This window comes from Bradyrhizobium sp. 191, assembly GCF_023100985.1.
Taxonomy (GTDB): domain Bacteria; phylum Pseudomonadota; class Alphaproteobacteria; order Rhizobiales; family Xanthobacteraceae; genus Bradyrhizobium; species Bradyrhizobium diversitatis.
In genome coordinates this window covers 2,050,513-2,071,910 of sequence record NZ_CP064692.1, presented here as the reverse complement: position 1 = coordinate 2,071,910, position 21,398 = coordinate 2,050,513, and the positions used below count along the sequence as shown (strand labels likewise).

Annotated in this window: 20 protein-coding genes; 9 read left to right on the top strand and 11 right to left on the bottom strand. The window is 64.4% G+C overall.

The features are described 5' to 3' along the window. Positions 1-358: 358 nt before the first annotated feature. The 4 genes from IVB23_RS09495 to IVB23_RS09480 all read left to right on the top strand — a co-directional run bounded on the left by IVB23_RS09495 (position 359) and on the right by IVB23_RS09480 (position 4,382). Positions 359-1,255, top strand: coding sequence for an SMP-30/gluconolactonase/LRE family protein (locus IVB23_RS09495; protein WP_247804805.1), 897 nt, complete (start codon positions 359-361; stop codon positions 1,253-1,255). Between the two features lie 18 nt (positions 1,256-1,273). Then, positions 1,274-2,113 (top strand): aldo/keto reductase, encoded by an 840-nt coding sequence (locus IVB23_RS09490; protein ID WP_247803336.1) that lies wholly within the window; start codon positions 1,274-1,276, stop codon positions 2,111-2,113. A gap of 187 nt (positions 2,114-2,300) precedes the next feature. Beyond that, complete coding sequence (locus IVB23_RS09485; protein WP_061878229.1) at positions 2,301-3,242, top strand: DMT family transporter; 942 nt, start codon at positions 2,301-2,303, stop codon at positions 3,240-3,242. 60 nt (positions 3,243-3,302) lie between these two features. Next, positions 3,303-4,382 carry a zinc-binding dehydrogenase gene (locus tag IVB23_RS09480; protein WP_247803335.1) on the top strand — a complete coding sequence of 360 codons (1,080 nt, stop codon included), beginning with the start codon at positions 3,303-3,305 and terminating at the stop codon, positions 4,380-4,382. 166 nt (positions 4,383-4,548) lie between these two features. On the opposite strand, the gene ppk2 is transcribed toward IVB23_RS09480, so the two are convergent. Together ppk2 and IVB23_RS09470 are read right to left on the bottom strand one after the other, a co-directional pair. Continuing rightward, positions 4,549-5,469: a polyphosphate kinase 2 gene (gene ppk2, locus IVB23_RS09475; protein WP_197967036.1), complete on the bottom strand. Its 921-nt coding sequence runs from the start codon at positions 5,467-5,469 to the stop codon at positions 4,549-4,551. 91 nt (positions 5,470-5,560) lie between these two features. Further along, the gene (locus IVB23_RS09470) at positions 5,561-6,022 is read right to left on the bottom strand and encodes an Lrp/AsnC family transcriptional regulator (protein WP_061878226.1); all 462 of its coding nucleotides are present in this window, start codon (positions 6,020-6,022) and stop codon (positions 5,561-5,563) included. Positions 6,023-6,154: 132 nt separating this feature from the next. On the opposite strand from IVB23_RS09470, the gene IVB23_RS09465 reads away from it, so the two are divergent. Further along, positions 6,155-8,518, top strand: coding sequence for a transketolase (locus IVB23_RS09465; RefSeq protein ID WP_197967037.1), 2,364 nt, complete (start codon positions 6,155-6,157; stop codon positions 8,516-8,518). A 301-nt stretch (positions 8,519-8,819) separates the two neighbouring features. Further along, a complete protein-coding gene (locus IVB23_RS09460; protein ID WP_197967038.1) occupies positions 8,820-10,250 on the top strand; it encodes an aldehyde dehydrogenase family protein in 1,431 nt (476 codons plus the stop codon). Between the two features lie 165 nt (positions 10,251-10,415). Here the strand turns inward: IVB23_RS09460 and IVB23_RS09455 are convergent, their stop codons facing one another. Further along, positions 10,416-11,393 carry an SMP-30/gluconolactonase/LRE family protein gene (locus IVB23_RS09455; protein ID WP_247803334.1) on the bottom strand — a complete coding sequence of 326 codons (978 nt, stop codon included), beginning with the start codon at positions 11,391-11,393 and terminating at the stop codon, positions 10,416-10,418. 88 nt (positions 11,394-11,481) lie between these two features. Between IVB23_RS09455 and IVB23_RS09450 the strand changes: the two genes are divergently transcribed. Further along, positions 11,482-12,306: an NAD(P)-dependent oxidoreductase gene (locus IVB23_RS09450; protein ID WP_247803333.1), complete on the top strand. Its 825-nt coding sequence runs from the start codon at positions 11,482-11,484 to the stop codon at positions 12,304-12,306. Positions 12,307-12,313: 7 nt separating this feature from the next. Here the strand turns inward: IVB23_RS09450 and IVB23_RS09445 are convergent, their stop codons facing one another. The 4 genes from IVB23_RS09445 to IVB23_RS09430 form a co-directional block, all read right to left on the bottom strand. Beyond that, positions 12,314-12,724, bottom strand: coding sequence for a cupin domain-containing protein (locus IVB23_RS09445; protein WP_247803332.1), 411 nt, complete (start codon positions 12,722-12,724; stop codon positions 12,314-12,316). A 41-nt stretch (positions 12,725-12,765) separates the two neighbouring features. Continuing rightward, positions 12,766-13,221, bottom strand: coding sequence for a carboxymuconolactone decarboxylase family protein (locus tag IVB23_RS09440; RefSeq protein ID WP_131866908.1), 456 nt, complete (start codon positions 13,219-13,221; stop codon positions 12,766-12,768). A gap of 70 nt (positions 13,222-13,291) precedes the next feature. Further along, positions 13,292-13,825, bottom strand: a complete 534-nt coding sequence (locus IVB23_RS09435; protein ID WP_247803331.1) for a DUF417 family protein — start codon at positions 13,823-13,825, stop codon at positions 13,292-13,294. Positions 13,826-13,855: 30 nt separating this feature from the next. Next, complete coding sequence (locus IVB23_RS09430; RefSeq protein ID WP_247803330.1) at positions 13,856-14,668, bottom strand: SDR family oxidoreductase; 813 nt, start codon at positions 14,666-14,668, stop codon at positions 13,856-13,858. Positions 14,669-14,769: 101 nt separating this feature from the next. Between IVB23_RS09430 and IVB23_RS09425 the strand changes: the two genes are divergently transcribed. Continuing rightward, a complete protein-coding gene (locus IVB23_RS09425) occupies positions 14,770-15,702 on the top strand; it encodes a LysR family transcriptional regulator (protein WP_247803329.1) in 933 nt (310 codons plus the stop codon). A gap of 18 nt (positions 15,703-15,720) precedes the next feature. On the opposite strand, the gene IVB23_RS09420 is transcribed toward IVB23_RS09425, so the two are convergent. Together IVB23_RS09420 and IVB23_RS09415 are read right to left on the bottom strand one after the other, a co-directional pair. Beyond that, complete coding sequence (locus IVB23_RS09420) at positions 15,721-16,689, bottom strand: hypothetical protein (protein ID WP_247803328.1); 969 nt, start codon at positions 16,687-16,689, stop codon at positions 15,721-15,723. Positions 16,690-17,096: 407 nt separating this feature from the next. Then, complete coding sequence (locus tag IVB23_RS09415; RefSeq protein ID WP_247803327.1) at positions 17,097-18,017, bottom strand: hypothetical protein; 921 nt, start codon at positions 18,015-18,017, stop codon at positions 17,097-17,099. Positions 18,018-18,237: 220 nt separating this feature from the next. Here IVB23_RS09415 and IVB23_RS09410 point away from each other — a divergent pair, with 220 nt between their 5' ends. Then, the gene (locus IVB23_RS09410; RefSeq protein ID WP_247803326.1) at positions 18,238-19,956 is read left to right on the top strand and encodes an IlvD/Edd family dehydratase; all 1,719 of its coding nucleotides are present in this window, start codon (positions 18,238-18,240) and stop codon (positions 19,954-19,956) included. A 67-nt stretch (positions 19,957-20,023) separates the two neighbouring features. Here IVB23_RS09410 and IVB23_RS09405 read toward each other — a convergent pair whose 3' ends face one another. Then, positions 20,024-20,599: a histidine phosphatase family protein gene (locus tag IVB23_RS09405; RefSeq protein ID WP_197967047.1), complete on the bottom strand. Its 576-nt coding sequence runs from the start codon at positions 20,597-20,599 to the stop codon at positions 20,024-20,026. After that, positions 20,596-21,390 (bottom strand): enoyl-CoA hydratase/isomerase family protein, encoded by a 795-nt coding sequence (locus IVB23_RS09400; RefSeq protein WP_247803325.1) that lies wholly within the window; start codon positions 21,388-21,390, stop codon positions 20,596-20,598. The genes IVB23_RS09405 and IVB23_RS09400 overlap by 4 nt, the downstream gene beginning before the upstream one ends. Positions 21,391-21,398: the final 8 nt, after the last annotated feature.

Sequence of the window (21,398 nt, the reverse complement as noted above, 5' to 3'; positions counted from 1 at the left end):
GTCATTGCGAGCGCAGCAAAGCAATCCAGGGTCTTTCCGCGAAGATAGTCTGGATTGCTTTGCTGCGCTCGCAATGACGGTTTGGATGCAGGTGTGTGCCAAAACTACGATCTCGTGCCCCGGACGCAGCGCAGCGTCTCTCCGACGGTGCGCTGCAGAGCCGGGGCCCATGCTACGCCGAGTTGCGTGGCTTCTGTTGGGTCCCGGCTCTGCGCCGCAACGCTTGCGCGTTGCAGCGCGTCCGGGACACGAGAGTGGTATGGGCTGGCACGCAGCCATGCCGCCCGCGCCAATCGACGCGCCCGCCATTGTGCCCTATGTTGCCGCGGCTTCCACCTCAGCAGCCATAACAGCAATGATGTACCTGGAAACGCCGCCGCGCCTGATCGAGACCGCGATCTTCTCCGTCATGCCCGATAAGTTCCGCCGCAAGGGCGTGCGGACGGATTGGGCCGATGCCAACCGGCCGGGCATTGCCACCGACAGCTTCATCGAAGGTCCTTCATTCGACAAGGATGGCAACCTCTATGTTGTCGACATTCCCTTCGGCCGCATCTTCCGTATCGCGCGTGACGGCGAGTGGTCGCAGGTCGCCGAATACGAGGGCTGGCCGAACGGGCTGAAGATCGCATCCGACTGCCGCATCCTGGTCGCTGACTACATGCACGGCATCATGGAGCTTGACGCGAATGCCGGGCGGATCAAGCCGGTGCTGACGGCGCGCAATTCGGAATCGTTCCGCGGCTGCAACGATCTCCACCTCGCCAGCAATGGTGACGTCTATTTCACCGATCAGGGCCAGACCGGCCTGCACGACCCCAGCGGCCGGGTCTATCGTCTCGCGTCGAACGGCCGGCTCGATTGCCTGATCGATACCGGCATCAGCCCGAATGGTCTCGTGCTCGACCCGACCGAGACCGTGCTGTTCGTCGCGATGACGCGCGACAACGCGGTGTGGCGGTTGCCCTTCATGAAGGACGGCAGCGTGTCCAAGGTCGGCCGCTTCTGCTCGCTGTTCGGCACCAGCGGTCCTGACGGCATGACCATGGATGCCAAGGGCCGCCTGTTCGTCGGTCATGCCTCGCTCGGCCATGTCTTCGTGTTCGCGCCGAACGGCGAACTGATCGCGCGGATCAAGTCCTGCGCGGGGCCGAACTGCACCAATGTCGCGATCGGTGGCGCAAAGAAGGATCGGCTCTATATCACGGAGTCGGCGACGGGCAGCGTGCTGGTTGCCGACATCAGTGATCTCTAGAGCCTCTGAGGGAATAACATGAACACACATCCCTTCGGCCAGACCGGCGCCAACGTCTCCGTCATCGGGCAAGGCACCTGGTATCTCGACCACGGCGATCGCAAGCGCGCAATCGCGGCGCTTCAGCGCGGGCTTGATCTCGGCATGACCCATATCGACACCGCCGAAATGTATGGCGATGCTGAACTCGTCATCGCGGATGCGATTGCGGGCCGTCGCGACGAGGTGTTTCTCGTTTCGAAAGTGCTGCCGAGCAACGCCTCGCGCCGCGGAACCATAGCGGCCTGCGAGCGCTCGCTGAAGCGGCTCAAGACCGACCGGCTCGACTGCTATCTCCTGCATTGGCGCGGCTCTTATCCACTGGAGGACACCGTCGCTGCGTTCGAGGAACTGGTGCAATCAGGCAAGATCAAATCCTGGGGCGTCTCCAATTTCGATGCCGACGATCTCGACGAGATTCTCGAAGTCGCAGGCGAGAGCCGGATCGCCTGCAACCAGGTACTCTATCATCTGAAGGAGCGCGCGATCGAGCATGAGGTGATCCCGTGGTGCGAGCGGCACAATGTCGCCGTCGTCGCCTACTCGCCGTTCGGTCATGACGATTTCCCGGCGAGCAGCAGCAAGGGCGGCGCGGTGCTGGCGCGCATCGCGGAGACGCGCCGCGCGACACCGCGTCAGGTCGCGCTGAGCTTTCTCACCCGTGCGACTACGGTGTTCGCTATACCGAAAGCCTCGTCTGCGGAACATGCCGGCGAGAATGCGGCGGCAGGCGACCTCGTGCTGACGAAGGACGAGATTGCCGCGCTGGACGCGGCGTTTCCCCGCGGGCCGAAGCCGCGCGGCCTGCCCATGCTGTAGTGCACAATTGGCAATGTTAACGGAGCATTGACGCGCGCGGCGGCTCGCGCATATCGGCATCCTGTTTTCGGAAGTTGTGAACGGGGCGCATTTGTCGTTTTTTACGGCCGTTCTCGATTCGCATTTTGCCCGGGTTCCAGCCGTGACACCGCCGCCCGCCGCAGCCGCAAGGCTCGACAGTATTCCCATGCCCGCACCGGAGAAGAAGCAGCAGGCTCGCCGCGCGCCTGCGCGCGTCGATCATCCCTTCAAGGGCATTGCGCTGATCCTGCTCTCGACGGTGTTTCTCGGCTGCTCCGACGTCACTGCGAAATATCTCTCGACCAGCCTGCCGTCGATCGAGATCACCTGGATCCGCTTCCTCACCTTCACGCTGCTGTTCACGCCGGTGATGCTGCCGGCCTCGCCGTTCTATGCGATGCGGACCAAGCGTCCCGGCCTGCACGTGATGCGCGGGGCGGCGCTGCTCGGCTCCTCGCTGTTCTTCATCACGGGTCTCGGCTTCCTGCCGATCGCGGAGGCATCGGCCACCGGCTTCGTTGCGCCGCTGTTCGTCACCGCGCTCTCGATCGTCTTCCTCGGCGAGAAGGTCGGCATGCGCCGCTGGCTTGCCACCGCGCTCGGCCTTATCGGCGTGCTGATCATCCTGCGCCCGGGCACCAGCGCATTTCACCCCGCCGCAGTCTTTCCGTTGGTCTCAGCCGCGTGCTGGGCCGGCACGTTGATCCTGACGCGCATGATGAGCGGGCGGGAAGCCGTCGTCACCACCATGGCCTATTCCTCGCTGACGGGCCTTGCGATCCTGACCGCGCTGGTGCCGTTCGTCTGGGTTACGCCATCCTGGACCGCGATCGCGCTCGGCATCTTCATCGGCGTCGCCTCGACCGCGGGCCAGTGGATCGTCGTGCTCGCCTATCGCTACGGCGATGCCTCGGTGCTGGCGCCGTTCTCCTACACGCAGCTGCTCTGGGTCAGCATTCTGGGCTTCTTCATCTTCGGCGAAGTGCCCGATGTCTTCACCATCACCGGCGCGGCCTTCATCGTGGCCAGTGGCCTCTACATCGCCCATCGCGAGCGTGTCCGCCGCGCCCAGCTCCTGGTGCTGGAGGAGCGTTCCCCGAACGCCTGACGCAAGTTCGCTCCTCGTGCTTTGTGGTATCAGCGCTCCAAACAATATGGGAGGAGCCGGATGCGGGCCGCGATTTTCAGGAACGGAGAGATCGTCGTCGACCGGATCGCCGAGCCGAAGCCGGGGCCCGGCCAGGTGCTGGTCAGGACGCTCGCCTGCGGCATCTGCGGCTCCGACCTGCATGCGCGCCAGCACGCCCATCGCATGGTGGAGATGGCACGGAAGGTCGGGCGCAAGCCGATGGACCTCTCCCGTGACGTCGTGTTCGGCCACGAGTTCTGCTGCGAGGTCGTCGACTACGGCACCGGCACCGAACGCAAGCTCAAGCCCGGCACCCGCGTCTGCTCGCTGCCGGCGCTGCTGACGCCTGAGGGCATCGAGGGCATCGGCTATTCCAACGACAATGTCGGCGGCTATGCCGAGGCGATGCTGCTCAGCGAAGCGCTGCTGCTTGAGGTGCCCAACGGGCTTGCGCCCGAGCATGCCGCGCTCACCGAGCCGCTGGCGGTCGGCGTCCACGCCGTGGCGAAAGCCAACATCAGCGGCGGCGAGGTGCCGCTCGTGATCGGCTGCGGCCCGGTCGGCCTCGCGGTGATCGCCGCGCTGAAGCTTAGGGGCTTGCACCCGATCGTCGCCGCCGACTATTCGCCGGCGCGCCGCGCGCTCGCCGCCAGGCTCGGTGCCGACATCGTCGTGGACCCGAGGGTGTCGCAGCCCTATGCGACCTGGGCCGAGCACGCGCGGATGTCGGAGGCGGAGAAGGCGGCGCGCCCGCCGTTCCAGGCGATGCTGCCGGCGCTGAAGCCGGCGATCATCTTCGAATGTGTCGGCGTGCCCGGCCTGCTGCAGCAGGTGTTCGAAGGCGCGCCGCGCGATGCACGCATCGTCGTGGTCGGCGTCTGCATGGAGACCGACAAAAGCGAGCCCATGCTCGGCATCATGAAGGAGCTGAGCGTCCAGTACGTGCTCGGCTACACGCCGGACGAATTCGCAAGCTCATTGCGCCTGATCGCGGAAGGGCAGATGGATGCGGCCGCGATGGTGACCGCCGAAGTCGGCATCGACGGAGTCGCCAAAGCATTCGCCGATCTCGCCAATCCCGAGATGCATACCAAGATCATCGTGCAGCCGTGGCGATAGCAACTGGGCAGGGTGCTGTAGGGTGGGTTAGCCCTACGACTGCGCGAAGCGCAGTTCGCACGGCGTAACCCACCACTTCTCTTGCGGCGGAGACAGAAGAGGTGGGTTACGCCGAGCAAATGCGCTGCGCGCATCAGCCCGTCTAACCCACCCTACGAGATCTCGCTCAATATTTCGCCGGCACGTACATCTCCGGCGGGACCGGCCCTCGCTGATAGTCGGGATTGCGCACGCGCGGCGGCAGCGTCACCGGAGCCCGCACGACCTCCTGGTACGGGATCTGAGTCAATAGATGTGCGATGCAGTTGAGCCGGGCGCGCTTCTTGTCCACGGCATCGACGATCCACCACGGGCTATCCGGCAGATGCGTGTGCTCCAGCATCGTCTCCTTGGCCTTGGTGTAAGCCTCCCAGCGACTGCGTGACTCCACGTCCATCGGGCTCAGCTTCCACTGCTTCAGGGGATCCTTGATGCGCATCGTGAAGCGGAATTGCTGCTCGTCGTCGGTGATCGAGAACCAGTACTTGACCAGGATGATGCCGGAGCGGATCAGCATGCGCTCGAACTCCGGCACTGTCTTGAAGAACTCCTGATATTCGTCCTCCGAGCAGAAGCCCATCACGCGCTCGACGCCGGCGCGATTGTACCAGCTACGATCGAACAGCACGATCTCGCCGCCGGCCGGCAGGTGCGCGACGTAGCGCTGGAAATACCATTGCGTGCGCTCGCGCTCGTTCGGCGCCGGAAGCGCCGCGACGCGGCAGATGCGGGGATTGAGGCGCTGGGTGATGCGCTTGATCACGCCGCCCTTGCCGGCGGAGTCGCGGCCCTCGAACAGCACCACGACCTTCTTCTTCTCGCTCTGCACCCAGTCCTGGAGCTTGACGAGCTCGCCCTGGAGGCGAAGCAGTTCCCGGAAATAGAGCCTGCGATCGACCGTCGGTTTCAGTGTTCCGGCCTCGTCGAGGAGCTCGTCGAGACGGGTATCATCCAGCTCCATCTCCAGTTCCTCGTCGAGATCGTCGGCCATTTCCTGGATGATGCGGGCGCGCTTGGAGATCTCGGATTTGCGATCGGCTGCGGTCATGGGTGCTTCTCTCGGCTCGAATACCAGTCACAACGACCATCGGCGGGGTTTGTTGCGACCATGTGACAACGTGGGATCCCGCTGACGCAGGTCACACCGGCAGCGCGATCGAATATTTCACCTGGCTGAGCGCAAAGCTCGACTCGATCGAGGCGATGCCGTCGAGCCGGGTCAGCTTGGTCTTGAGGAACGTCTCGTAGGAGGCGAGGTCGGCCGCCACCACGCGGAGCAGATAGTCGCGGTTGCCGGTCATCAGATAGCACTCCAGGACCTCGTCCCATTTCGAGATCGCGCGGGCGAAGCGGTTGAGGTCCTCCTCCTTCTGCCGCGCCAGCTTGATCGAGATGAAGACGCTGACATGCAGGCCGAGCGCCTTCTGGTCCACGGTCGCGATGTAGCGGCTGATGACGCCGCGTTCCTCCAGCAGCCTGACCCGGCGATGGCAGGGCGAGACTGAGAGCCCGACCTTGTCGGCAAGCTCCTGCATGGTCATCCGGCTGTCGTTCTGGAGATGGCTGAGGATTTTCCGGTCGATGGCGTCGAGCTCTGGCATTGGGAAGGGACCTGGGTCAGGAGGCGTCTGATTGGTAAAATATCCCAATATCGGCCGGTATGGCGCGAAAAATTGAGAAGTTTGGCGCGGCCCGCGGGCGTATGATCAGTGCTTATTTCCCGGAGCATCGCCATGCCCGTTGACCCTGCTCGCCTCGACACCCTGACCGCGCTCGCCCGCAAGGCACTGTGGCTGTCGTCCTGGACCATCCACCACGCCAACCACATCCGCGCCAATGCGGACGGCCTCAAGGTCGGCGGCCACCAGGCCTCCTCCGCCTCGCTCGCGACCATCATGTCCGCGCTGTACTTCCACGTGCTGCGCCCCGAGGACCGCGTCGCGGTGAAGCCGCATGCGAGCCCGGTGTTCCACGCCATCCAGTATCTGTTCGGCCGCCAGACCCGCGAGAAGCTGGAGAATTTTCGCGGCTTCAAGGGCGCGCAGTCCTATCCGTCGCGCACCAAGGACGTCGACGACGTCGATTTCTCCACCGGCTCGGTCGGCCTCGGCGTCGCGCAGACGCTGTTCTCTTCGCTGGTGCAGGACTACGTCAAGGCGCATGGCTGGATGAAGGACCGCCGCGAAGGGCGGATGATTGCGCTTGTCGGCGATGCCGAAATGGACGAGGGCAACATCTTCGAGGCGCTCGCGGAGGGCTGGAAGCACGGCCTGCGCAACACCTGGTGGGTGGTCGACTATAACCGCCAGTCGCTCGATGCCGTCGTGCGCGAAGGTCTTTGGGAAAAGTTCGAGACCATGTTCCGCAATTTCGGCTGGGACGTGGTGATCGTGAAATATGGCCGTTTGATGCGCGAGGCGTTCGCGGAGCCAGGCGGCGAAGCCTTGAAGCGCTGGATCGACAACTGCCCGAACGCGCTTTACGCGGCACTGTGCTTTCAGGGCGGCGCGGCCTTCCGCAAGCATCTGCACGACGAGATCGGCGACCAGGGCCCCATCACCAAGTTAATCGACAGGCGCAGCGACGAGGAACTGCTCGCGCTGATGTCGAATCTCGGCGGCCATGACATGGCGAGCATGCTGGAGGCATTCGACGCGATCGATCACGATCGTCCGGTCTGCTTCATCGCCTACACCATCAAGGGCGTCGGCCTGCCTTTCCAGGGCCACAAGGACAACCATGCCGGCCTGATGACCGTCGCGCAGATGGAGAAGTACCGCGACAGCCAGAACATCCGGCCCGGACACGAATGGGACAAGTTCGAAGGGCTGACGCAGGATGCGGCCGAACTGGAAGCGTTCCTCGCGCGGGTGCCGTTCAACCGGGACGGCCGCCGGCTGACGGCGCCCGTCGTCGAGGTGCCCCAGCAGCTCGCCTTCAAGCCGTCGCCGCAGATGTCGACCCAGCAGGGCTTTGGCCTCGTCCTCAACGAGATCGCGCGCAGCGACGGCGAGCTGGCAAAGCGCATCGTCACGACCTCGCCCGACGTCACGGTCTCGACCAATCTCGGCCCCTGGGTCAACCGCCGCGGGCTGTTCGCGCGCGCCGAAAAGGCGGATTTATTCCGCAGCGAGAAAATTCCCTCGACCTACAACTGGGACGCCTCGCCCAGGGGCCAGCATCTCGAGCTCGGTATTGCCGAGATGAACCTGTTCATCATGCTCTCCGCGCTCGGCTTGTCGCACCAGATCAACGGCGAGCGGCTGCTGCCGGTCGGCACGCTCTACGATCCCTTCATCGAACGCGGCCTCGATGCGCTGAACTATGCCTGCTACCAGGATGCCCGCTTCATGGTGGCGGCGACGCCGTCGGGCATCACGCTCGCGCCGGAGGGCGGCGCGCACCAGTCGATCGCGACGCCCTTGATCGGCATGGCGCAGGACGGCCTCGCCTCATTCGAGCCGGCCTTTGTCGACGAGCTCGCCGTGATCATGGCTTTCGGCTTTGAGCACATGCAGCGCGATCCCGGCGAGGGCGGTTCTGTGTATTTGCGGCTTTCCACGCGCAGCATCGAGCAGGCGCAGCGGATCATGACGCCGGAGCTGAGGCAGGGCATCACCGACGGTGCTTATTGGTTGCGCAAGCCGGGCCCGAATGCCGAAGTCGTGATCGCCTATACCGGCGCAGTCGCGCCGGAAGCGATCGAGGCCACCGGCTTCATCGGCGAGAGCCGTCGCGATATCGGGCTGCTTGCGATCACCTCGGCCGACCGTCTCCACGCCGGGTGGACCGCCGCGCGAAAGTTGCGGCGCGACCGCCGCGGCGTGCAGCATCTCAGCCACATCGAAAAGCTGCTGGCGCCGCTGCCGCGTGACTGCGGCATCGTGACCGTGATCGACGGCCACCCGTCCGCGCTCGGCTGGCTCGGCAGCGTCCGTGGCCACCGCGTCGAGGCTCTCGGCGTCGAGCAGTTCGGCCAGACCGGCAGCATCGCGGACCTTTATCGGCACTACGGCATCGATGCCAACGCCATCATCGATGCGGCCGAAAGCCTCACCACCGGTGCGCCGGTGCTGCACCGGAAGATGGCGGTGTAGTCGAGGTAACCACGCGCATGGGCCCCGGCTCTGCAGCGCATCACTGAAGAAGTGCTGCGCTGCGTCCGGGGCACGAGCGTGTTTGCACTCGCTCCAATCTCGTGTCCCGGACAAGGCGCGACATGAAATGTCGCGACGCCGAGCCGGGACCCAGAGCCGCTTGCCTCGCTTCAAATCGCGTCCCATATTCCGCGCGCTCGCCGCAACGCTGGCCCCGCATATGGCGGGTTCAATTGCCGGCGCTTTCGTGCAAGGATGCCTGCCGAAACGCCCCCTCCAAGCCCCCAAGAAGAGGTTAACGATGGTCAATCGCATGCAATTCTACATCGACGGCGCCTGGGTCGATCCCGCCGTCAAGAAATCCACCGCCGTGGTCAATCCGGCGACGGAAGAGGCGATGTACGAGGTTGCGCTGGGCTCCAAGGCTGACGTCGACAAGGCCGTCGCCGCCGCCAAGCGCGCCTTTGCCACCTTCTCCCAGACCAGCCGCGAGGAGCGCGTCGCGCTGCTGTCGAAGGTCATCGAGGTCTACAAGGGCCGCCTCAAGGAGATCGGCGCTGCCGTCTCCGACGAGATGGGCGCGCCGCTGCCGATGGCGGAAAAGCTCCAGGCCGGCGCCGGCCTCGGCCATCTCATGACCACGCTCGACGTGCTCAAGAACTACCATTTCGAGGAGCCGGTCGGCACCGCCATGGTGCTGCGCGAGCCGATCGGCGTGGTCGGCATGATCACGCCCTGGAACTGGCCGCTGAACCAGATCGCCTGCAAGGTCGCGCCCGCGCTCGCCGCCGGCTGCACCATGATCCTCAAGCCCAGCGAGTTCACCCCGACCTCGGCGCTGATCTTCGCCGAGATCCTGCATGAAGCCGGCGTGCCCAAGGGCGTGTTCAACCTCGTCAACGGTCTCGGCCCCGAGGTCGGCGCCGCCATGAGCGAGCATCCTGATATCGACATGATCTCCTTCACCGGCTCGACCCGCGCCGGCATCGACGTGGCCAAGCGCGCGGCTCCCACGGTCAAGCGCGTCAGCCAGGAGCTCGGCGGCAAGTCGCCGAACGTCATCCTCGAAGGCGCCGACCTCACGAAGGCGGTGACCGGCGGCGTGATGCACATGTTCAACAACTCCGGCCAGTCCTGCAATGCACCGTCGCGCATGATCGTGCCACTGTCGAAGATGAAGGAAGTCGCAGCGATCGCGAAGGCCGTGGCCGACAAGACCAAGGCCGGCGATCCCCGCGCCGAAGGCACCATCATCGGCCCGGTCGTCAACCGCGGCCAGTGGGACAAGATCCAGGGCCTTATCAAGAAGGGCATTGACGAGGGCGCTACCCTCGTCGCCGGCGGCCCGGGCCTGCCCGAAGGCGTCAACAAGGGCTTCTATGTCCGTCCGACCATCTTCGCCGATGTCACTCCCGAGATGACAATCGCGCGCGAAGAGATCTTCGGACCGGTGCTGACCATCATCGGCGCCAAGGACGAAGCCGACGCGGTCAAGATCGCCAACGATACGCCGTATGGCCTCGCCGGCTACGTCACGGGTCCGACGGTCGAGGACGCCAAGCGCGTCGGCCGCCAGATCCGCGCCGGCAACGTCAACCTGCAGGGCGTGCCCAACGACCGAACCGCGCCGTTCGGCGGCTACAAGCAGTCCGGCAACGGCCGCGAGTGGGGCAAGTTCGGCCTCGAGGACTTCCTCGAAGTGAAGGCCGTCGCGGGCTTCAACGCGGCGTAAGTTCGAGCGGTTGGAAAGAATGACGCCGGAGCGGGAGGCCGCTCCGGCGTTTTTGTTTTGCGGAGTTCGTAGGGTGGATTAGCGAAGCGTAATCCACCATGTATGTCGCCGTGGAGACCAAAGAGGTGGGTTACGCCTTCGGCTAACCCACCCTACGATTTCGAACTATCCCCCCGCCGCGCCCTGCGTGTTCACATACAGCGCATAGATCGACTGGCTCGCGGCCATGAACAGGCGGTTGCGCTTGACGCCACCAAAGCAGAGATTGGCGCAGCGCTCGGGCAGCGCGATGCGGCCGATCATGACACCGTCGGGTGCGAACACCACCACGCCGTCGAGCTCGGGATCGCCCATGCCCCAGCCGCACCAGAGATTTCCGTCGATGTCGCAGCGCATGCCGTCGGGCGTGCCGGGACCTGCATCGATGTGGACGCGCTTGTTCGAGATCGCCGTGCCGTCGGCCGAGACGTCATAGGCGAGGATCTTGCGGTTCGGCACGCCGCGGGACTCCACAACGTACAAAATCTTCTCGTCCGGCGAGAAGCACAGCCCGTTTGGACCGAGCACGCCTTCGGCGACGATCGTCGCCTTGCCGGTCGCGGGATCGAGCCGGTAGACGTTCGGCTCGATCTCGGGTTCTGCCTTGTAGCCTTCGTAGTTGCCGAGCAGGCCAAAGGTGGGATCGGTGAACCAGATCGAGCCGTCGGATTTCACGACGACGTCGTTCGGCGAGTTCAGCCGCCTGCCCTCGAACGAGTCCATCAGCACGGTGATGCTGCCGTCGTATGCAGTGCGGGTCACGCGGCGGCCGCCGTGCTCGCAGGTGATCAGCCGACCCTGGCGATCGCGGGTGTTGCCATTGGCGAAGTTGGAGGGCTTGCGGAACACGCTGACTGCGCCGGTCTCCTCCTCCCATTTGAGGATGCGCTGGTTCGGAATGTCGCTGCAGAGCAGATAGCGCCCGTCGCCGAACCATACCGGACCCTCCGCCCAGCGCAGGCCGGTCGTCAGCCGCTCCACCGCCGAAAGTTTCAGCCAGTATTTTTCGAAGCGGGGATCGAGTGCGTGAATGGCCGGGTCGGGATAGTAGCTCGCCGGGCGCCAGCCAAGCTGTTCTGGAGTGTGGGACGATGCCTCATTCATGTCGATTCTCTCGTTTCGTTCCCTCTGGACAATCCTGCTAACATTGGAGACATGTGACCGCAAATCGGTAAACACAGGCGAGGAAGACATGCCGCGTATCTTGATGACGGGAGCCTCAGGCGGAATCGGCACCAGCCTGCGGAAGCTGCTGCCGCCGATCTATCCGGATTTGCTGCTGTCCGACATCAAGCCGCCGGCCGATCTCGGCGCGAACGAGAAGTTCAAGGTGGCGGACCTCGCCGATCTCGCGCAATGCGAAGCGATCTGCGAGGGCGTCGACGGCATCCTCCATTTCGGCGGCTATTCGGTCGAAGGCACCTGGGATCAAATCCTCCAGGCCAACATCATCGGCGGCTACAATCTGTTCGAGGCCGCACGCAAGAAGGGCGTCAAGCGCGTGGTGTTCGCCTCGTCGAACCACGCCGTCGGCTTCTATCCGCGCCACCACAAGATCGGCACCGACGTCACTGCGCGGCCGGACAGCCGCTACGGCGTCAGCAAGGTGTTCGGCGAGGCCGTCGGCGCGCTCTACGCGGATAAGCATGGCCTCAAGGTAACTTGCCTGCGCATCGGCAATTTCGGCGACATGCCGCTGGACCAGCGCCGGCTCTCGATCTGGCTGAAGCCCGATGACCTCGTGCAGCTCTGCCGCATCGGGCTCGAACATCCCGACATCCATTTCGAAGTCTTCTACGGCGCCTCCTTCAACGAGCGCGCCTGGTGGGACAATCACCGCGCCTACGAGCTCGGCTATCGTCCGGCCGGCCGCGCCGAAGACTTCCGCGAGCACGCGATGGCGGAGCAGGCCAAGCTGAAGCCGGATCCCGTCGGCGATTATTTCCAGGGCGGCACGTTCTGCAGCATGGAGTTCGATGCCGACCCAGGCCGCGTGATCGACTGGACCAAGCGGTAGAAGCGGCTCACCTGCCGAGCGTCAACAGCGGCTTGCCTGTCTCGACAATATAGGTCGCAAGCTCCGCCGCGTTGCCGCTGCCGACGTTCGTCACCGCATGATGTACGCCGTGAGGAATGAGCAGCACGTCGCCGGCCTTCAGGATCACCGGCGGCCTGCCGTCGAGCCGATATTCCAGCTCACCTTCGATCAGATAGACGAGCTCTTCGCCCGGGTGACTGTGCCTGACGGCGACAACGCCCGGAGGAAAATCGACGCGGACCTGGACGACCTCGCGTCCGGGGACGCTCAGAGCTTCCTTCATGAGATGTGTGCGCTTGATGTCTCCCAGCCGTGGCTCTTCGGATCGGGCGGCGAGCGAAGTCAGGCTGGTTGCGGCGATCAGCGCCGCCGCAACTATGATTCCATGTCTCTTCATGTGAATGGCCTTTCGGTTGTGCGACGTTGCGCTTGTGTCGATCAGGCGGCGGCCGCTGCCGCGGGTGTTGCGCGAAAGCTGATGGCCATGCGGTTGTAGGCATTCATCAGGCTGATCGCGATCGTGAGGTCCACGAGCTCACGCTCCTCGAATACGGCGCGTGCGGCCCGGTATGCCTCGTCGGGGACGCCGGTTTCGGCAACCCGTGTCACCGTTTCCGCCCATGCCAGGGCGGCGCGCTCGCGTTCGTCGAAGAGATTGCCGGCCTCGCGCCAGGCCTGCAGCAGCGCAATCTTCTCGACCTTCTCTCCCTTCTTGAGCAGGTCGCGCGTGTGCATGTCGAGGCAGTAGGCGCAATTGTTGATCTGGGAGATCCGCAGATAGACCAGCTCGATCAGCGTGGCGGAAAGGCGGCTCTGCAGGATGTAGCCGTAGACGCCGCCGAGCGCCTTGATGCCTGCCGGCGCGATCTGGTTGTAGTCGAGACGCTTACTCATGGTCTTCTCCTTGATGAGTGGCCGGTTCCTTCGCCGGTATTGACGACGAACACCGCGTGTGCGCGCCTGTTCACCTGCGGATGACGGCCTTCAGCGAGTCCGTGAACACCCAGAAGGAAGCAGCCAACAGGCCGACGTCCTTCAGCAGGAACTGCCCCGGAGCGACGGTGATCGCGGGTGCCCCGAGCTCCGGCACCACGACGCCGGGCGTCGAGATCATGAAGCTCAGCGTCGTGACGAACAGCCCGGCCGAGAGAAGGCCGCCGGCTGCGGAATAGATCGGGCTTGCCAGCCGAAGCGCGATCAAAGACCCGATGCTCAGTTCGACGAAGCCGAGAAAGGTGGAGAAGCCGCGGACCGAAAACAGCGCGTAGAACCAGCGCAACAGCGGGCTGTTCTCCACCAGGGGAACCAGCCCCTGCGCTTCGTAGTCGGTGAACTTCATCCCGCCGAACCAGGCGTAGATGATTGCAAGCGACGCATAGAGGCCGATCCGGCTGACCGGTTCGGCGTAGGCGAGCAGACGTTCAGACTGGTCGCGCCAACTGATGGTGCGGCGCAGGGCGATGGATGAGGTGGACGAGTGGCTGATGATGCGTGACATGGTTGTCTCCGTTTTGATGCTGGGTTTCGCTCACGCATTCACGTGCGTGTGCAGGTTGTAGCGAGGGGCGGGAATGGCGCTCGAGAGCTTGTTCGTCATGGCGAGCCGCGTGCTCTCGTGGCGATCCCACGCGGATCGGTCGGCCAGCGCCGGGATCGTCACGACCTCGCCGAGGTCGAGACCCGCGAGCGCCGCGTCGACCATGTCGTCGGCCGACATGACGATCTCGGCGGGCAGTTGGTGAACCGGTGTACCGGCGACATCCCAGAACTCGGTCGCAGTGGCGCCCGGCAGCACGGCTTGCACGCGGATGCCCTTGCCGGCGAGCTCGTGAACGAGTGACTGGGTGAAGGCGAGCACGAACGCTTTCGAGCCGCCGTAGACGCCGTTCAGCAGCTCCGGCGCGATCGCGGCGATGGAGGCGATGTTGATGATCGTGCCGTGGCCGCGGTCGATGAATCCGGGGACAGCCGCGTAGGTCAAGCGCGTCAGCGCGCCGACGTTGAGGCGGATCATGTCCTCCATCTTGTCGATGTCGGAGGCGATCAGCGGGGCTGAGGCGCCGACGCCGGCGTTGTTGACCAGCACCGAGATGCCGGGCTCGGTTCTGAGGAGTTGCTCGACATGGCGCAGGTCGGACGGGGATGTGAGATCGGCTTGCACCGTCTCCACCTTGCGGCCGCTTTCATTGGCGAGCCTGCGCGCCAGCGATGCGAGCCGCTGCCTGTTGCGCGCAACGAGGATGAGGTCGTGGCCGCGCTTCGCCAGGCGGTCGGCGTAGATCGCGCCGATTCCGGTCGAAGCACCGGTGATGAGGGCGGTGCCTTTTCTGGTCTGGGTCATTTTCGTCTCTCCGTTTCGGTGCGGAGAGGAATAGGCACTTCCGGAAATGACGGGTATCTGGCAAATTCGGGATCTATCCTTCCAGAATATGGAAGTGTCCCATGGATCGTCTCGAAAGCATGTCGGTGGTTTTGGCGGTGGCAGAGGCCGGCAGCCTGTCCGCCGCCGCACGCCGCCAGAAAATGCCGCTGGCGACGGTGAGCCGGAAGGTCTCGGAGCTCGAGGAGCACCTCCAGACCAAGCTGTTTCATCGATCGAGCCGCGCGCTCGTCCCAACGGACGCCGGGCGCTCCTACGTCGCCGCGGCCAAGCGAATTCTCGCCGATCTCACCGAAGCCGAGCGCGTTGCCTCCGGCGAATACACCACGCCGCGTGGAGATCTGAGCATCACGACGCTGGTCGCGCTCGGTCGCCTCTGCTTGCAGCCGATCCTTGCCGAGTTCCTTGCGGCGTTTCCGGAAGTGGACGTTCAGCTCATCTTGCAGGACCGGACGCTCAACCTCCTGGACGAGCACATTGACGTCGCGCTTCGCGTCGGCGATCTCGCCGACAGCGGCCTGATCGCCGTACGGGTGGGGGACATTCACCGCGTCGCCTGCGCAAGCCCGTCCTATCTGAAGCTGCGGGGAACGCCGAAGGCTCCCGATGATCTCTCCGCCCACGACTGCATCAGCTATCCTGCGCTACAATCACCGGGCACATGGCGATTCAAACGAGGGCAGACCGAATATGCCGTCCCGGTGCGGTCGCGCTTCATCGCGAGCAATCTGGAATCGGCCATCGATGCCGCACGCGCAGGCATCGGGATCACCGTCGTGTTCTCCTACCTGGCGTCGGATGCGCTGCGGTCCGGAGAGCTGATCGCGCTTCTGCAGGACTTTCAGCCGCCGCCGCAGCCGGTCAACTTCGTCTATTCGCCCAACCGCTTCATGCCGGCCAAGCTGCGAGCCTTTCTCGATTTTGCAGTACCGCGCCTGAGGGCGCGCTTGGCCGACATGCCCCGGGACGTGGCGTCGCGGAAGCAACGGGCGTGACTGTGTCGGGCGCGGACATCAGAAATGCAGATTGATCCTCAGCAGCGCCTGGTGTCGCTCGAATTGCTCGAGGTTGAGGCTGCGGTTGTCGCCGAGTGCTTTGCCCGCGACCTGCATCTGCCAAGTGCCGGAAATGCCGACTTCCTTCGAGATACTGTAGGAGAAGGTCGGGCCGGCGAAGACTGCGTCTCCCAAAAAGCGGTCGAGGCCGCCGCCATCATAGGCCCGCGCGTAGCGTATGCCGAGGCCGAACAAGAGCTCGGGCTGCACTGCGTACGAGATCGCCGCCTGGAGCTGCATCTCCGAATCGTGTCGCCAGAGATTGGTGACGATCTCGCGGGTTCCGCCGGTCCCGTACCAGACGTTGAAGGCCGCAAACAGCCTGTCCTTGACCAGTTCGCGGTCGAACAACGCGGCAAACTCCGCGCCATATTGCGCGATATTCATGCCGGTGGCGTCGTCGATCCGGCTCCAGCCGGGCTGTGCATGGAGAGTCAAACCGAACGGCGCGACGGCACGATCGACCAACTTGTAGCGCAGTTCGAGCGCGGCGCCGCTGAAAGCGACGTCCCGATGATCGGCAAGTCCCGGAACGCCGTTGATGTGCTGCCCGCTCAGCGAAAATCCCGGCGCGATCCGGAAATTGTCCGAGACCGTGTATTTGACTTGATTGAGATTGGCCAAGGCTGCGTAGCTGCCGGAGCGCTTGCCGAACGCGCCGACATTCTCGAACTCGACCTCGATCTCGCCGGGCTTGCCGATGTCGGAGCCCATGCTGAAACCGAAAATGTGCTCGGTGTCGATCTCCGCGTGAGCTGACGGCAGGTTCTGCGCAGGCTTCGAGGCGGCATGGCTGAGCGGGCCGCGAGGCGTGCCATATGTGCGCCCCGGCTTGTCGTCGGCGAAGGCCAAGGCACAGCTCGCCAGCTGACTGGCCACGATCGTTGCCGCCGCTACGGTGTGCGGGAAGCTCAATATTCCAGACACGAACAATTCACCTCTAAGCCGGGACTCGCTGATGGACGGAAGGTCTCAGGCATGCGCCGACCGTATGCAAATGCAAGTCATTCGCAAGACATTCCATGAAATTGCCCTCGATGCAATTGTTGCGACTCATTCTTAGTTGCGTTCAAGTGTCGCGGCTGGACTGAGCTCCAGCGCAAATCCGCCTTGGGGAGCCGGGGGGCCGGGAATTCGCGCGGGTCAGGCCCCAATTGATGCAAGATCAGGTGGCCGCACCGACTATGCGAGACCAGTGCGGATCGCGAGCGGCTGGGACGATTGAGCGGTTCTTGCGCGCTTGCGGCCCACGGCGTGCCGGCCGGAGGCATTGACCGTGCTGCCGGCAAGAGGCTGCGAAAGGACGTCTGCCGGGCCAGTCGGGCTTATCGAAATCAACCTCTGGCGATGTCCCGGCTTATCTTCTGCAATCGTGCAAAGGCGGCCCACGCGTTTGGATATTGGGCGTCTCTTGAATCGATCGTGAGCAGCGCGCGGCATGCCTCGTTGATGTCGTCCGCTGAAGGACGCATGGAGATGTCGCCCGATGACTCCGCCCGCTTCCAGCGGTCCTCGACCTCTTTCGCCAGGGCCAGCGCTTCCGACGGGGTTCGCTTCCGGGTTGGCTTCGCCAATGCGTGGTCCGGAGGGAATGTGGGCCAGGCGGTGGGAGGCCGATCGGCTCGCCAGTCGCCTTCCTTGGCGGCCTCGCGCTTCGCGGGCGGATTTGCCTGTCCAGGTACGGCATCAGGCGGAACGGTCCGGCCGGCCAACTCGCGGATCTGCTGCTCCATTGTCCCACCAGATGACGATCCGCCCGCCGAGGGCGCTGTCAGGACGGGCGCAATCGACGTCTGCACGTCGGGGGCAACCTTCTGGACGGTCTTGACGACAGCCGACGCGCCGGGTGACAGAGCCGGTCGCTGTTGCGCGACCTTGTCGTCCTCGGTGGGGCAGGGCCGGTATCCCGAACGCTGACGTGTGATGCGTCCGTCATCATCGATGCGGGCAAAATCAATGGCCACAGTGTAGACGAAAGCGGCGTCGATGACCTGGCCGGACTTGTCCCTTGCCTTGACACCGCCGCAAACATACCTCGCCGCGCCGGCTTCGACTGAACGCAACGCGCCGAATGTGGCCGTCCCTGGATCGATCAGCGCATGTCGAACGGCTGCGCGAGCTTTCATGTGTTCGGTCGATAGCGCGCTGATCAGGACGTCAGGGTTGATCAAATCGGGCTGGTAGTACCACACATACTCGACGGCAAAAAAAGCTGCGCCGAAAGCGGCTGCGATCAGGACACCGGGTACATTCATGGGATTTCTCCGGGCACTGGAACCCGGAATGGTTGTTGTTTGTTTCGAGAACCATTTGCGCTAGAGTCTTCTAACAAGCCGTTAATCGGTTGTGCGATCGAGGAGTATCTACCAGGCGATTGTCCTCGGGAGGGATGAGCTCCGCCGGATCCATCTGCGCGCCTTGTTGACAAAGCGGGGTGAGGCGGTACCACCATGGCGAAATGGACGGAGCGACCTGATGACGAGTGGCTTGCGCAAGGGTTTGACGAGCTATGGCGATGCCGGCTTCTCGCTGTTCCTGCGCAAGGCGTTCATCAAGGCGATGGGCTATTCCGACGACGCGCTGGAGCGCCCGATCGTCGGCATCACCAACACCTATAGCGACTACAATCCCTGCCACGGCAACGTCCCTGACATCATCGAAGCCGCCAAGCGCGGCGTGATGCTGTCCGGCGCGATGCCTTTCGTGTTTCCGACCATCTCGATCGCCGAAAGCTTTGCGCATCCGACCTCGATGTACCTGCGTAACCTGATGGCGATGGACACCGAGGAGATGATCCGCGCCCAGCCGATGGATTCGGTGATCGTGATCGGCGGCTGCGACAAGACGCTGCCGGCGCAGGTGATGGCGGCGATCAGCGCCGATTTGCCCACGGTGGTCATTCCGGTAGGTCCCATGGTGGTCGGTCATCACAAGGGCGAGGTGCTGGGCGCCTGCACCGATTGCCGCCGGCTATGGGCCAAATATCGCGCCGGTGACATGGACGACGCCGAGATCGAGGCGGTGAATGGGCGCCTGGCGCCGTCGGTCGGCACCTGCATGGTGATGGGCACGGCCTCGACCATGGCCTGCATGATCGAAGCCATGGGCCTGTCGCTGCCGATGAGCGCAACGATCCCGGCGCCGCATGCCGAGCGCTTCCGTCTCGCCGAGGCGAGCGGCAAGGTGGCCGCCGAGATGGCGAAGACGAAGGGGCCCAAGCCCAGCGAGTTGCTGACGCCTGCGTCTTTCAGGAATGCGCAGGTCGTGCTCCAGGCGATCGGCGGATCGACCAATGGCCTGATCCATCTGACCGCGATGGCGCATCGCTCGCCGCACCGGCTCGATCTCGCAGCGTTCGACCAGATCGGCCGCGAGGTGCCGGTGCTGGTCGACCTCAAGCCGTCGGGCGAGCATTACATGGAGCATTTCCATCACGCTGGCGGCGTGCCGAAGCTGCTGGCGCAGCTCGGCGACCTCGTCGATCTCGATGCCAAGACGATCTCCGGCCAGACACTGCGCGATGTCGTGGCCAATGCGGAAGACGTGCCCGGCCAGGATGCCATCCGCCCGCGCGAAAATCCGATCAAGAAGGAAGGTGGCCTCGCCATCCTGCACGGCAATCTCGCCCCGCGCGGCGCCGTCATCAAGCAATCGGCCGCGAGCCCGAAACTGTTGCGGCACACCGGGCGGGCAGTCGTTTTCGAATCCGTCGAGGACATGACCTTGCGGGTCGACAATCCCGATCTCGACGTCACCGCCGACGACGTGCTGGTGCTGCGCAATGCCGGCCCGAAGGGCGCGCCGGGCATGCCGGAAGCCGGCTATCTGCCGATCCCGAAGAAACTCGCGCGCGGCGGCACCAAGGACATGGTGCGCATCTCGGATGCGCGCATGAGCGGCACCGCGTTCGGCACCATCGTGCTGCACATCACCCCGGAATCCGCCGTCGGCGGGACGCTGGCGCTGGTCGAGAACGGCGACATGATCCGCCTCGATGTCGAAAAGCGCAGCATCGAGCTTCTGGTCGATGCCGCCGAGCTGGAGCGGCGCCGCGCCGCGCTGAAGCCGGCCGCCGTCCCCGAGGAAACGCGGCGCGGCTACGCCTGGCTGTTCAACGAGACCATCATGCAGGCCGACGAGGGCTGCGACTTCGACTTCATGCAGAGGACCGGGAAACAGACGGAGAAGCATTGATCGGCCGCGCGAACGAACGCTCGGATCGGCTGCTTCAAATTGCCGGCGGAGACAGGCTGCATCTGTCCTAGGTAACGACCTGCTCGATCCGCCACTGCGCGTCTTCGTGCAGGTAGCGGAACGGCGTGCCGTGGCTGTTCTTGAAATAGCTGCCACATAGTGCGTTTGCCATGGCTTGCATCACGGCGTCGTGGCAGACGAACAGGAAATTGTCGTCGGGATGGCGCGCGAGCCACCCCGAGACGCAGGCCAGCGACCGTCCGGCCATGGCGTCCCAGCTTTCGCCGTCGGCCGGCAGGATCGACACGAGACCCGTCGCGGATTTGACGCCGTGCTTGATCATGAGGTCGCGGACGGGAAGGCCTTCAAAACTGCCGAAATCGAACTCAATGATGCCGTCGTCTATCGCGAGCGGCACCGCGATCACGTCCGCGATGATCTCGGCCGTCCGCGCCGCGCGTACCAGGGGGCTTGCGACGATGCGGCTGATGCCGACGCCGTGCAGCGCGTGCGCGGCCTCGCGCGCTTGTCGCAGGCCATCGTCGTTCAGCGGATTGTCGGTGCGGCCCTGGAATCGCCCCTCGCGATTCCAGTCGGTGGCGCCGTGGCGGAGGCCGTAGAAACTGCGCGCGGGCCTCGTCACTTCGACTTGCTCGTGAACTTCTTCACGGCGGAGCGAAACGCCTCCGTGTTCATCGCCATGATGATCTTGTGCTCCTCGGCATCCAGCTGCTGCTTCACCGGCGTGGTGGCGGCCTGGTAGACCAGCTGCTTGGTGCCGGCGATCGCGGCCGGCGGGTTCTGCGCCAGCCGTTCGGCAAGCTGCCGCGTCGCCGCCTTCAGCTCGGTTGCGGGAACGGTCTTGGCGACCAGGCCCCATTCATAGGCCTGCTGCGCGGTAAAATTGTCCTCGGCGAGAAAAATCTGCAGCGCGCGGCGCGAGCCCACCGTGCCGACGATGCCGACCGTCGAGCCGCCGTCCGGCGACACCCCGATCTTGGCATAGGCGGGCGTGAACCTGGCATCATCAGCGGCGATGCAAAGGTCGGTGACGAAGGCGAGGCCCATGCCGGCGCCGGCGGCCGAGCCGTGCACGCTGGACAGCGAGATCTTCGGCATGCGCCTGACGATCTCGATGAAGGCATGATAGTGCTTGAGCAGCTCGCCGACGACTGAAGTCACCGTGCCGGCTTCGGCGGCGGCTCCGATCGTCTGCAGATCGCCGCCGGCGCAGAAGGCGCGGCCTTCGCCTTCGAGGACGACGACGCGGATGTCGTCCGCGCCTTCGATATAGGTGGCGAGCTGTTCGAGCTTCTGGGCAATCGCAAGGTTGATCGCGTTGAACGCAGCGGGGCGGTTCAGCGTGATGGTTGCGATCGGGCCGTCGATCCGCAGCAGGGCGGGATCATCGGGCTTTGAGACGGGAGCGGTCATCTGGAAAA

What these genes read in the sequence shown, in the direction of transcription:
- IVB23_RS09495 (WP_247804805.1), top strand. Translation starts at nt 359, where the DNA reads ATGTACCTGGAAACGCCGCCGCGCCTGATCGAGACCGCGATCTTCTCC.
- IVB23_RS09490 (WP_247803336.1), top strand. Translation starts at nt 1,274, where the DNA reads ATGAACACACATCCCTTCGGCCAGACCGGCGCCAACGTCTCCGTCATC.
- IVB23_RS09485 (WP_061878229.1), top strand. Translation starts at nt 2,301, where the DNA reads ATGCCCGCACCGGAGAAGAAGCAGCAGGCTCGCCGCGCGCCTGCGCGC.
- IVB23_RS09480 (WP_247803335.1), top strand. Translation starts at nt 3,303, where the DNA reads ATGCGGGCCGCGATTTTCAGGAACGGAGAGATCGTCGTCGACCGGATC.
- ppk2 (WP_197967036.1), bottom strand. Translation starts at nt 5,469, where the DNA reads ATGACCGCAGCCGATCGCAAATCCGAGATCTCCAAGCGCGCCCGCATC.
- IVB23_RS09470 (WP_061878226.1), bottom strand. Translation starts at nt 6,022, where the DNA reads ATGCCAGAGCTCGACGCCATCGACCGGAAAATCCTCAGCCATCTCCAG.
- IVB23_RS09465 (WP_197967037.1), top strand. Translation starts at nt 6,155, where the DNA reads ATGCCCGTTGACCCTGCTCGCCTCGACACCCTGACCGCGCTCGCCCGC.
- IVB23_RS09460 (WP_197967038.1), top strand. Translation starts at nt 8,820, where the DNA reads ATGGTCAATCGCATGCAATTCTACATCGACGGCGCCTGGGTCGATCCC.
- IVB23_RS09455 (WP_247803334.1), bottom strand. Translation starts at nt 11,393, where the DNA reads ATGAATGAGGCATCGTCCCACACTCCAGAACAGCTTGGCTGGCGCCCG.
- IVB23_RS09450 (WP_247803333.1), top strand. Translation starts at nt 11,482, where the DNA reads ATGCCGCGTATCTTGATGACGGGAGCCTCAGGCGGAATCGGCACCAGC.
- IVB23_RS09445 (WP_247803332.1), bottom strand. Translation starts at nt 12,724, where the DNA reads ATGAAGAGACATGGAATCATAGTTGCGGCGGCGCTGATCGCCGCAACC.
- IVB23_RS09440 (WP_131866908.1), bottom strand. Translation starts at nt 13,221, where the DNA reads ATGAGTAAGCGTCTCGACTACAACCAGATCGCGCCGGCAGGCATCAAG.
- IVB23_RS09435 (WP_247803331.1), bottom strand. Translation starts at nt 13,825, where the DNA reads ATGTCACGCATCATCAGCCACTCGTCCACCTCATCCATCGCCCTGCGC.
- IVB23_RS09430 (WP_247803330.1), bottom strand. Translation starts at nt 14,668, where the DNA reads ATGACCCAGACCAGAAAAGGCACCGCCCTCATCACCGGTGCTTCGACC.
- IVB23_RS09425 (WP_247803329.1), top strand. Translation starts at nt 14,770, where the DNA reads ATGGATCGTCTCGAAAGCATGTCGGTGGTTTTGGCGGTGGCAGAGGCC.
- IVB23_RS09415 (WP_247803327.1), bottom strand. Translation starts at nt 18,017, where the DNA reads ATGAATGTACCCGGTGTCCTGATCGCAGCCGCTTTCGGCGCAGCTTTT.
- IVB23_RS09410 (WP_247803326.1), top strand. Translation starts at nt 18,238, where the DNA reads ATGACGAGTGGCTTGCGCAAGGGTTTGACGAGCTATGGCGATGCCGGC.
- IVB23_RS09400 (WP_247803325.1), bottom strand. Translation starts at nt 21,390, where the DNA reads ATGACCGCTCCCGTCTCAAAGCCCGATGATCCCGCCCTGCTGCGGATC.